Genomic DNA, 10,492 nt, shown 5'->3' on the forward strand with positions numbered 1-10,492 from the left:
GATTTTTGATAAAAAAACAGGGCCCCGCAGGGCCCTTTTTCATTTGAGTGTCCCGTCCTGAATATGGTTTACACCTTTCCCCCCAATAAATGGAGACCCCGATGGGACAAGGTGTGAAACGGACACAGCGCGATTACTCGCTGACTTTTAAACTGGCGCTGGTCGAGCAGATTGAAAAAGGCGAGCTCACCTACAAACAGGCTCAGGCCCGTTATGGCATTCAGGGCCGCTCCACCGTTCTGGTATGGTTGCGTCAACATGGTCGGCAGGATTGGAGCCAGGGGGCTTCTGTGCGCGCCGGCAGGAGCATCACCATGCCTGACCCCGACAACCAGACGCCCGAACAACGTATCAAGGAGCTCGAACAGCAGCTGGCGCTGATGAGCCAGAAGGCCCAGTTCTTTGAGGCCGTCGTCGATGTACTGAAGAACGACTACGGTGTCTCCATCGTAAAAAAGCGACCCGGCAAGTCCTCTCGCAGCGGCAAGTCCAGAGGCTGACCATCGTCAGGGCTTGCCTGTTTCTGGGAATAAGCCGTCAGGCTTACTACAAGCGCAATCGAGTTGCCGACCTGCGCCACGCACAGGGGCTGCAGGTGGTGCGCTTCGTGCGTCAGGTACGGTTACGCCAGCCACGGGTCGGCACCCGCAAGCTGCATTATCTGCTGCAGGGACAGGATGATGGCTGGCTCAAGGTCGGGCGGGACAGGCTGTTTCAGATATTGGCCGAGCATCGTCTGCTGGTGCAGCCCAGGCGGGCGTATCACAAGACCACCCACAGTTTTCACCGCTTCTACCGTCACCCCAACTTGCTCAAGGCAGGGTCAGAGCAGGTCACGCCGGTGGCACCGGAGCAAGTCTGGGTCGCCGACATCACCTATCTGCCAGCCAGGAGCGGGCCGCTGTACCTGAGCCTGGTGACGGATGCTTACTCACGCAAGATAGTGGGTCATCACGTGCACGAAGGGATGCACGCCGAGTCGGTGGCGATGGCGTTCAGACAGGCGCTGAAGCAACGGTGTGGCAGCGGGGAGCTTATCCATCACTCGGACCGCGGCGTGCAGTATTGCTTGGGCCTGTATCAGTCATTGCATGCCCGGCACGGGGTGAAATGCTCGATGACAGATGGTTATGACTGTTACCAGAATGCACTGGCGGAGCGGGTAAACGGGATTTTGAAAGGTGAGTTGCTGTTGCAAAGCCCGCAGGACCTGGCGCAAGCGCGGGAGATGGTGCGTGAGGCGGTGGATATTTACAACCTGGAGCGACCGCATCATGCGTTGAAATACAGAACCCCCGATGCGGTGCATCGGGGGTTCTGAGTCACGTGAAGCTAGACGAAAATGTGTAAACCTATTTCAGGACTAGACAGCTCATCAGGTCGGTGACCGCCTCGCTGGGGGAGTCACTGCCGCGGCATCAATAGTAGGAGTGATCGCCACGCTGGTGCTCGGTGGCATCTTTCACGCCGTTGAGCTCGCCCGGGAATTTCTCCAACAGCTGCTTCTCGATCCCCTCTTTCAGGGTGTAATCCACCTGTGAACAGCCGTTGCAACCACCACCAAACTGCAAAATCGCCAGCTTGTCGTCGGTGATGTCAATCAAGGTCACCTTGCCACCGTGACCGGCCAGCATGGGGTTCACCTCGGACATCAGCACGTATTCGATGCGATCGGCCAGGGGGGCATCGTCGGCGACCTTGCGCATCTTGGCGTTCGGTGCCTTCAGGGTGAGCTGGGAGCCCATCTGATCGGTGACGAAGTCGATGGTGGCATCCACCAGATAAGGGGAGCTCAGGGGATCGACCAGACAGTCGAAGCCGCTGAAGGGCAGGTGTTGATCTTCCGGATCGACCGCGTCGGGTGGGCAATAGGATACGCCGCACTCGGCATTCTGGGTTCCCGGATTGACCACAAACACCCGGATGTTGGTGCCATCAGGCTGCTTCTCCAGCAACTTGCGGAAGTGGGCCTGGGCGGTGTCGGAAATGCTGATCATCACTATCCTCATAAACCTGAGTGTACGACTAGGGTATTCATGATAACTCGCTTGGCCTGGCTTGGGTAGCGTGTCGATGGCTACCCGATGTGACCCTGAGCGCAACAAGCTCATGACAAGACGCCAGACCGCTTTTTCCTCCTCTCCATACCGTCCCAGCTATTTGATGTGCCTCTGCGTGCGGCAAAGTGCCCACACTTCCACCTTCTCAATGCCACTTTTGTGGAGTAAACGGCTGAGCTGGCCGGCGGTGGCGCCTGTGGTGACCACGTCGTCGAGCAGGGCGACATGGCGATAGCTGTGGGGCCGGATCTGAAAGGCGCCGCGCAGGTTGCGTCTGCGTTGCCCCGCACTCAGGCTGGTCTGCTGAGGGGTCGCCCTGATCCTGCGCAACAGCCGGGTGTCGCAGGGAATACCGGTGATCGCGCCAAGGGCCAGTCCAATCTCTTCCGCCTGATTGAAGCCGCGCCACCACTGTCGCCACCAATGCAAGGGAACTGGGATGATGGCCTCGGGCGGATCGTCGGTATCCAGATGATCGACCAGCAGGCGGGCAAGTAGTGGTGCCAACAGGATCTGACCCGAGTATTTCAGCCGGGGAATGAGCAGGGAGTAGGGGAGCTGATAGTCGCCTATCACCTGCAGCCGCTCCCAGGGCGGCGGCCTGCGCTGGCAGCGGCCGCAGACCTGCTCCGCTGCCTTTATATGTTCCGGCAGCGGCGCCGCACACAGCCGGCACCTGAGACAGGGTTGCTGCAGGGCGTGCCGGCACCAGCTGCACAGCAGCGGCTGGGTGTCGCAAGGCTGGCGACAGAGCAGACAGAGGCCCAGCCAGTCGGCCCGGTTGCCGAGGATCGGACTTGCTTTGGCGAGCAGCCGCTTTAACATGCAGACTCCAAGCAGATAAACAGGATCTTGAGTCTAGATGAGCGTATCGGTTGAGCGGTTTGGCCAGGGCCAGGACCTGGTGTTGTTGCATGGTTGGGGCATGAACGGGGCTGTCTGGCACGGCATCGTCCCCGAGCTGGCAGCCCATTATCGGCTGCACCTGGTCGATCTGCCGGGGTTTGGCAACAGCCCCTTGGCGAGCGGTGTCGAATACGGCCTGCCCTGGCTGGCGGAGCAGATCACAGCCGTCTTGCCGGAAAGATGCCATCTGCTCGGCTGGTCCCTCGGCGGCCTGGTGGCGAGCCAGCTGGCGTTGACTCATCCCGAGCGTTGCCAGAGCCTGATCACGGTGGCGAGTTCCCCCTGTTTCATGGCGCGGGACGAATGGCCCGGTATCGCCCCCAAGGTGCTCGCCGGTTTCAACCAGATGCTGGCCGGTGATTTCAAGCAGACCATAGAGCGTTTCCTGGCGATCCAGGCCATGGGCAGCGAACACGCCCGGGACGACATCCGTCAGTTGCGCCACTGGCTGGCGGAGCGACCAGCGCCCCAGCTTGCCGCCCTGGAGGCGGGCCTCGGCCTGCTGGCCGACGTCGATCAGCGCGACGAGCTGACGGCGCTCAGCCAGCCCTGGCTGCGGATCTATGGCAGGCTGGATTCCCTGGTGCCCAAGGCGGCCATTCCGCTGCTGGACGAACGCTATCCCCATAGCCAGAGTCGGGTGCTGGACAAGGCCTCTCACGCCCCCTTCATCTCCCATCCGGCCCAGTTCATCGCCATGGTACGGGAGTTTATCGGCTGAAAAGTGAGCGGCAGGCTTCAATAATGCCTCCGGGTGGTGAATAATCAGCCAACAGCCAGAGGAGCAAGATGATGCGTATCGATTCTGCCATGACCACGGGCGTGCAGGGATTCCAGCGGGCGGAGCAACTGGCCGGTCAGGCATCGGGCCAGATAGCCCGCCTCAATACCCCGGCCGGTGAGCGGGTGGAACTGCCCGAGGAGCTGGTCAACCTCAAGGTGGCCGAGCTGCAGGCCGGCGCCTCCGCCAAGGTGATCCAGACCGCCAGCGACATGATGGGTACCCTGATCGACATCAGGGTGTGAGATGAATATCAACGTCAGCCTGCCACCCCTTATTCCCAATCAGCTGCGCTCGCAGACGGTATTGATGGGTACCCTGATCGACATCCGGGTGTGAGATGTACATCAACGTCAGCCTGCTACCCCACATACCCAATCAGCTGTACCCGCAGACGGCATTGATGGGTACCCTGATCGACATCCGGGTGTGAGATGAACATCAACGTCAGCCTGCTACCCCACATACCCAATCAGCTGCGCCCGCAGACGGCATTGATGGGTACCCTGATCGACATCCGGGTGTGAGATGAACATCAACGTCAGCCTGCCACCCCACATTCCCAATCAGCTGCAACCGCAGACGGAAGCGGCGTACACTGACAATCGCCGTGCCGAGCTCGTCCCCCAGCTGCGCCAGAGCGAGGCCTCCGGTGCCGAGTCCGGCGTCGCCTCCCAGAAAGACAAATCCAAAGCGGCCCAGGCCAACCAGAATTCCCAACCGAGCCGGGAGGGCTCGTCCACCGGCCAGGCGACGCTGCCACAGCGTTTTGTCGAGGCCACGGATGAAGAGGGCAAGCGCAGGCAGCAGGAGTCCGGCCAGCAGGAGCAACAGAAACAGCAGCGCCAGGTCGAGGTGCTGGTCGAGCGGGATCTCGAGGTGCGCAAGCACGAGCAGGCCCATCAGGCGGCGGGTGGGGAACATGCGGGCAGCCCGGCCTATGAGTATGCCTATGGGCCGGACGGCAAGCGCTACGCCAGTGGCGGCGAGGTGGCCATCGATATCGCGGCCGTTCATGGGGATCCGGCGGCGACCCTCGCCAAGATGCAACAGGTGCGCGCCGCGGCGCTGGCGCTGGTCGAGCCTTCTTCCCAGGACTTGAGTGTGGCCCGCAGCGCCACTGTCAAGGAGGCGCAGGCCCGCAAGGAGCTGATGGCGGCAGGGTCAGAGGGACAGTCGAACAGTCCGCTCGGCATCTATATGGACAAACGCAATCAGGTCATCGCCCACCACTATCAGCAGGCGGCCAAGCCTGCCCCCCGCCAGAGCTTCAGCCTGGATATCTGAGCGGGCGGACTCCACATCCGCCGTACTGCGATAACCGGCGCCAGCCTCCTAACAAAAAGCCCCTTGCGGGGCTTTTTGTATTTTCAGGCGGCTTACTTCCTGGTCTTGGAGAGGGCGGCGGCGAAGGCGTTGCCCATGGCGCCCCCCAGGGGGTTGGCTGGGGCTGGCTTGCTGCCAGACGCACTCTTGGGCCTGGTGTTGCCCGCCGCTGGTTGACGCGGCTCGGCCGGCTTGCGGGCTGGCTGCCCCGGCTTCTCGTCGAGGCGCATGGTGAGGCTGATACGCTTGCGCGGTGCATCCACCTCCAGCACCTTGACCCTGACTATGTCGCCGGCCTTCACTACCTCGCGGGGATCCTTGACGAAGCGGTCGGTCAGGGAGGAGATGTGCACCAGCCCGTCCTGATGAACACCGATGTCGACGAAGGCACCGAAGTTGGTGACGTTGGTGACCACCCCTTCCAGTACCATCTCGGGCACCAGGTCGCTTATCTTCTCCACCCCTTCCCTGAAGGTGGCGGTCTTGAACTCGGGGCGCGGGTCGCGGCCCGGCTTGTCCAGTTCACCTATGATGTCGGTGACCGTGGGCACCCCAAAGCGCTCATCCGTGTAGTCGGCAGGCTTGAGGCTCTTGAGCAGGCTGCCGTTGCCGAGCAGGCTCTCTACCTGCTGCTGGAGTTGCGCCAGGATCCGCTCCACCACGGGATAGGACTCCGGGTGCACCGCCGAGCCGTCCAGCGGGTTGCTGCCGCCGCGAATGCGCAGGAAGCCGGCACACTGCTCGAACGCCTTGGGCCCGAGTCGGCTCACCTTGAGCAGTTGCTGGCGGTTGTGGAAGGCGCCGTTGTCGTCTCTGTAGGCGACTATGTTCTGGGCCAGGGTCTGGGAGAGGCCGGAAACCCGGTTCAGCAAGGCCACCGAGGCAGTGTTCACATCCACCCCCACCGCGTTCACGCAATCCTCGACCACGGCATCCAGCCGGCGGGCCAGCTGGCTCTGACCCACGTCGTACTGATATTGGCCCACGCCGATGCTCTTGGGATCGATCTTGACCAGTTCTGCCAGGGGATCCTGTAGGCGGCGGGCAATGGAGACTGCGCCACGGATGGAGACGTCGAGATCCGGGAACTCCTGGGAGGCGAGCTCGGAGGCGGAGTAGACCGAGGCCCCCGCTTCGCTCACAACGATTTTCTGCGCCTTGGCGGCGGGGTAGCGCTCGAACAGATCGCTCACCAGCCGGTCGGTCTCCCGGGAGGCGGTGCCGTTGCCGATGCTGATGAGCTCGACCTTGTGCTTCTGGCACAGCTCGCTCAGGGTCCTGAGGCTCTGATCGACCTGCTTCTTGGGTTCGAACGGGTAGATGGTCGCGTGATCGACCAGCTTGCCGGTGGCATCGACCACCGCCACCTTGACCCCGGTGCGGATGCCCGGATCCAGCCCCATGGTGCAACGCATGCCAGCCGGCGCCGCCATCAGCAGATCCTTGAGGTTCATGGCGAACACCTTGATCGCCTCGTCCTCTGCCGACTCGCGGATGCGGCCGATCAGCTCGGTCTCCATCTGCAGCGACAGCTTGATCTTCCAGGTCCAGCTCACCACCCCTTGCAGCCACTTGTCGGCCGGGCGGCTCTGCAGATTGAGCTTGAGGTGATGGGCGATGATCCCCTCGCAGGGGCTGGCACTCTCGTCGTCGCCGGTGACCAGCGCCAGGTTGAGGATCCCCTCGTTGCGGCCGCGCAGCATGGCGAGCACCCGGTGGGAGGGGGCCTTGTGCAGGGGCTCGTCGTGCTCGAAGTAGTCCTTGAACTTGGCCCCTTCCTGCTCCTTTCCCGCCACTACCCGGGCACGCAGGGTGGCGTTGTGCCACAGGTAGTCCCGCAGCTTCTCCAGCAGGTCGGCCTGCTCGGCGAAGCGCTCCATCAGGATGTAGCGGGCGCCGTCGAGGGCGGCCTTGGGCTCGGTGATGCCCTGCTCTGCATTGAGAAAGGCCAGCGCCTCCTGCTCCGGATCCTTCATGGGATCGCGGAGCAGCATCTCGGCCAGCGGCTCGAGCCCGGCCTCGATGGCCATCTGCCCCTTGGTGCGGCGTTTGGGCTTGTAGGGCAGGTAGAGATCTTCGAGCCGGGTCTTGCTGTCGGCCTCGCGCAACTCGCGGGCGAGCTCTGGGGTGAGCTTGCCCTGCTCCTCGATGGAGCGAATGATCACCTGGCGGCGATCGGCCAGCTCACGCAAGTAGCCTAGGCGGCTCTCCAGGGTACGTAGCTGGCTGTCGTCCAGGCCACCGGTCACCTCCTTGCGGTAACGGGCGATGAAGGGCACGGTCGAGCCCTCATCCAGCAGGCGTACGGCGGCCTGAATCTGTTCTGGGCGAGCGTTGAGCTCGGTGGCGATCTGCTTCTCTATGACATGGCTGTGCATCGGGAGTCTCTGTGGTCGGGTCTGTCCAACTGGCCTGCCGTGGCGTCGAATTGCCATGGCTGGGATTCAGCGGCCTCTTTGCTGCATCTAGCGTCGCTGTGGCCGGTTTGCGCCTTGAGGCGCCGAGTGTGAGCACTATATGGGGTCGGGGCAGGGGATGCCACCCCGGCCAGGGGAACCCGTGATGGGCTCAGCGGCAGGGGATGGTCGTAAGGTGCCCCTGCCGGGATCACCTGGGATAGGTTATCTCGTTCACATACCAGCAGGCGTCACCCACTGGGGTGCGCACTATGGCCTCGTCACCGACTTCTTTCTTGAGCAGCGCCCGTGCCATGGGGGAGTCGATAGAGATGTAATCCTTGCGGCCGAAGATCTCGTCATAGCCGACGATGCGAAAGCGCTTGGTCTCTCCCTCTTCGCTCTCCACCTCGACCCAGGCGCCGAAGAACACCTTGCCCTCCTGAGACGGGGCATAATCGACGATGGTCAGCTCCTCCAGGCACTTGCGCAGGTAGCGCACCCGCCGGTCTATCTCCCGCAACCGCTTCTTGTTGTACTGGTAGTCGGCGTTCTCGCTGCGATCCCCGAGGCTGGCCGCCCAGGCCACCTTCTTGGTGACCTCCGGCCGCTCCTCTCGCCACAGGGTGTCGTGTTCCTGCCGCAGCCTGTTGTAGCCTTCACGAGTAATGAGTTTGGTTTTCATGGGGTTATCAATCCCTGGCGCCAGCTTGGCGGGTTAGGTTGTACTGCAAGGGATAGTAGAGTCTGTCGATGCCCCGACACAAGCCGCGTCGCTGTGTCAGCAGACCTTGAACCCGCCACCTGACGGTCGGACACCTCCGTGGCACTGGCGGCTCCTTGCCCGGTGGCTGGCAGGATCCATGGCCCGCGGTTGACCGGCTGGGGGTAATAACCGGTAACATATTTATGCTTTGCCGTTGCAGGGGGGCGCCCTAGTATTGGGGACAGAGAAAGAGGAGTGGCAAGCATGAGTCAGCAATACAAGGTCCTGGTGGTCGACGATGACCTGAAATTACGTTCCCTGCTGGAGCGTTACCTCACCGAGCAGGGTTTCATGGTACGGGGCGTTGCCAACGGGGAGCAGGCCGATCGCCTGCTGACTCGCGAGAACTTCAGCCTGATGGTGCTGGATCTGATGCTGCCGGGGGAGGATGGCCTCTCCATCTGTCGTCGCCTGCGCGAGGCGGGCAACCAGATCCCGGTGCTGATGCTCACCGCGAAGGGGGATGAGGTGGATCGCATCGTCGGGCTCGAGATGGGAGCCGACGACTATCTGCCCAAGCCGTTCAACCCCCGCGAACTGTTGGCCCGGATCCGTGCCGTGCTGCGTCGTCATACCGTCGAGCTGCCCGGCGCGCCCTCCGTCGCCGAGAAGATGGTGAGCTTTGGCGCCTATCAGCTCAATCTGGCGACCCGGGAACTCAGTCGTGATGGCGAGCCGGTGGCCCTGACCAGCGGCGAGTTCGCCGTGCTCAAGGTGCTGGTGAGCCATCCCCGTGAGCCGCTCTCCCGCGACAAGCTGATGAATCTGGCTCGGGGGCGCGAATACACCGCCACCGAGCGCAGCATCGATGTGCAGGTCTCCCGCTTGCGCCGGCTGCTGGAGCAGGACCCGGCCCAGCCCCGTTACCTGCAGACCGTCTGGGGTCTCGGTTATGTCTTCGTGCCGGACGGTGACGGCGAATGAAGAAAGTGAGCAGCATGTTCTCCCGCATGCTCTGGTTTCTGGCCGCCGTGCTGGTGGTCTATCAGTTTGTCTCCTATGCCACTTTCTATAACTACCTGCTGGCTCCCACCGTCAAGCAGATAAGCCACCTGCTGGCCAATCAGGTCAAGCTGATCTTCCCCATCGACAGCAAGCAACTGGCGCTCAGTGAAGATGCCGAGGCGCTGGTCTATGTGGCGACCGGCAGTGACATCTATACCCAGGCCGAGGCGGAGCAGCATGGTCTCAAGGAGTCCAAGCCTTACACCTACCTGGAAGAAAGCATCAGCCGCGAGTTGAAGGGGAAGGCCAAGGTCAGGGTCGAGATCCAGGATCACTACATCATCTGGATCCAGCCGCCCCAGGCCAAGAAGATGTGGGTGCGGATCCCCTTGACCGAGATCGAGGACGACGACATCGAGCCGTTGATCCTCTACATGAGTGTGTTGCTGGTGGTGACCCTGTTTGCCGCCTGGCGCTTCGCGCGCCAGCTGGTGCGCCCGCTGGAGGATCTGGAGGCGGGGGCCGTGGCGGTGGCCCGTGGCAACTTCCCCGATGCGCTGGGGGAGCAGGGCTCCCGGGAGGTGCGCCGGCTGACGCGCACTTTCAACCACATGTCGAGCTCCATCAAGCGGCTGATCGAGGAGCGCAACATGATGATGGCCGGGGTCTCCCACGATCTGCGTACACCGCTGACCCGCATCCGCCTGGCGACCGAGATGATGTCGTCCGGGGATGAATACCTCAAGGAGAGTATCAATGCCGATATCGACGAGTCCAACGGCATCATCGATCAGTTCATCGACTATATCCGGCCGGACGAAGGGCTGGATACCCAGCAGATCGATCTGACCCAGCTGATCCACGATGCCTTGCTGATGCAGACCGATCAGGGTCTGGAGGTGGAGCTGCTGTTGCCGGAGCAGGCGGTGCGGGTCGCCTGCAACCCCATCAGCCTGCGGCGCATCCTCAACAATCTGTCGGGCAACTCCCTGCGCTACGGGGCAACCCGGCTGCAGGCGGAGCTCAAGGACGACGGTCACTGGGTGCGGCTGAGGCTGTCGGACAACGGGCCCGGCATCCCGGAACAGGACTACACCCGGGTGCTCAAACCCTTTACTCAGGGCAATGTGGCGCGCACCGGGGGGGGCAGCGGGCTGGGGCTGGCCATCGTTGCCAAGATAGTGTCCCAGCACCACGGCACCATACGGCTGGGCCGTTCCGAGCTGGGAGGGCTGCTGGTGGAGATCCGGCTACCCAAGCACCAACCACTGGAGTGGGTGGATTGAACAGAGGGCGCATCGATGGATGCGCC

Annotated in this window: 10 protein-coding genes; 6 read left to right on the top strand and 4 right to left on the bottom strand. The window is 62.5% G+C overall.

Features of this window, described 5'->3' with window-relative positions; genetic code table 11:
- The first annotated feature begins 101 nt into the window (after positions 1-101).
- Positions 102-1,321 (top strand): IS3 family transposase gene (locus MM194_RS11230; RefSeq protein ID WP_241343615.1). Its coding sequence is split into 2 segments (ribosomal slippage): positions 102-450 and positions 450-1,321, totalling 1,221 coding nucleotides; the frame shifts between segments, so codons are not numbered across the junction.
- A gap of 97 nt (positions 1,322-1,418) precedes the next feature.
- Here MM194_RS11230 and nfuA read toward each other — a convergent pair.
- Together nfuA and MM194_RS11240 are read right to left on the bottom strand one after the other, a co-directional pair.
- A complete protein-coding gene (gene nfuA / locus MM194_RS11235) occupies positions 1,419-1,997 on the bottom strand; it encodes a Fe-S biogenesis protein NfuA (protein ID WP_241343616.1) in 579 nt (192 codons plus the stop codon).
- Positions 1,998-2,156: 159 nt separating this feature from the next.
- Complete coding sequence (locus MM194_RS11240) at positions 2,157-2,885, bottom strand: ComF family protein (protein WP_241343617.1); 729 nt, start codon at positions 2,883-2,885, stop codon at positions 2,157-2,159.
- A 37-nt stretch (positions 2,886-2,922) separates the two neighbouring features.
- Here MM194_RS11240 and bioH point away from each other — a divergent pair, with 37 nt between their 5' ends.
- From bioH to MM194_RS11255, 3 genes are all read left to right on the top strand, one after another.
- Positions 2,923-3,687: a pimeloyl-ACP methyl ester esterase BioH gene (bioH, locus tag MM194_RS11245; protein ID WP_241343618.1), complete on the top strand. Its 765-nt coding sequence runs from the start codon at positions 2,923-2,925 to the stop codon at positions 3,685-3,687.
- A 71-nt stretch (positions 3,688-3,758) separates the two neighbouring features.
- Positions 3,759-3,992, top strand: a complete 234-nt coding sequence (locus tag MM194_RS11250; protein WP_241343619.1) for a flagellar biosynthesis protein FlgE — start codon at positions 3,759-3,761, stop codon at positions 3,990-3,992.
- A 283-nt stretch (positions 3,993-4,275) separates the two neighbouring features.
- Complete coding sequence (locus tag MM194_RS11255; protein ID WP_241343620.1) at positions 4,276-5,034, top strand: putative metalloprotease CJM1_0395 family protein; 759 nt, start codon at positions 4,276-4,278, stop codon at positions 5,032-5,034.
- 92 nt (positions 5,035-5,126) lie between these two features.
- Here MM194_RS11255 and MM194_RS11260 read toward each other — a convergent pair whose 3' ends face one another.
- Entirely contained in the window at positions 5,127-7,451 is a 2,325-nt protein-coding gene (locus tag MM194_RS11260; protein WP_241343621.1) for a Tex family protein, read from the bottom strand.
- Between the two features lie 229 nt (positions 7,452-7,680).
- Complete coding sequence (greB, locus tag MM194_RS11265; RefSeq protein WP_033130002.1) at positions 7,681-8,154, bottom strand: transcription elongation factor GreB; 474 nt, start codon at positions 8,152-8,154, stop codon at positions 7,681-7,683.
- 285 nt (positions 8,155-8,439) lie between these two features.
- On the opposite strand from greB, the gene ompR reads away from it, so the two are divergent.
- Positions 8,440-9,159: a two-component system response regulator OmpR gene (gene ompR / locus MM194_RS11270; protein WP_042639181.1), complete on the top strand. Its 720-nt coding sequence runs from the start codon at positions 8,440-8,442 to the stop codon at positions 9,157-9,159.
- On the top strand, positions 9,156-10,466 hold the full coding sequence (gene envZ, locus MM194_RS11275) for a two-component system sensor histidine kinase EnvZ (RefSeq protein ID WP_033130004.1): 1,311 nt from the start codon (positions 9,156-9,158) through the stop codon (positions 10,464-10,466). The genes ompR and envZ overlap by 4 nt, the downstream gene beginning before the upstream one ends.
- Positions 10,467-10,492 lie beyond the last annotated feature (26 nt).

The organism is Aeromonas sp. MR16 (assembly GCF_022549315.1).
GTDB classification, from domain to species: domain Bacteria; phylum Pseudomonadota; class Gammaproteobacteria; order Enterobacterales; family Aeromonadaceae; genus Aeromonas; species Aeromonas aquatica.

Bases quoted from the DNA above. Each gene is read 5' to 3' on its own strand.
- MM194_RS11260 (WP_241343621.1), bottom strand. From the start codon at position 7,451: ATGCACAGCCATGTCATAGAGAAGCAGATCGCCACCGAGCTCAACGCT.
- nfuA (WP_241343616.1), bottom strand. From the start codon at position 1,997: ATGATCAGCATTTCCGACACCGCCCAGGCCCACTTCCGCAAGTTGCTG.
- bioH (WP_241343618.1), top strand. From the start codon at position 2,923: ATGAGCGTATCGGTTGAGCGGTTTGGCCAGGGCCAGGACCTGGTGTTG.
- greB (WP_033130002.1), bottom strand. From the start codon at position 8,154: ATGAAAACCAAACTCATTACTCGTGAAGGCTACAACAGGCTGCGGCAG.
- MM194_RS11240 (WP_241343617.1), bottom strand. From the start codon at position 2,885: ATGTTAAAGCGGCTGCTCGCCAAAGCAAGTCCGATCCTCGGCAACCGG.
- envZ (WP_033130004.1), top strand. From the start codon at position 9,156: ATGAAGAAAGTGAGCAGCATGTTCTCCCGCATGCTCTGGTTTCTGGCC.
- ompR (WP_042639181.1), top strand. From the start codon at position 8,440: ATGAGTCAGCAATACAAGGTCCTGGTGGTCGACGATGACCTGAAATTA.
- MM194_RS11255 (WP_241343620.1), top strand. From the start codon at position 4,276: ATGAACATCAACGTCAGCCTGCCACCCCACATTCCCAATCAGCTGCAA.
- MM194_RS11250 (WP_241343619.1), top strand. From the start codon at position 3,759: ATGCGTATCGATTCTGCCATGACCACGGGCGTGCAGGGATTCCAGCGG.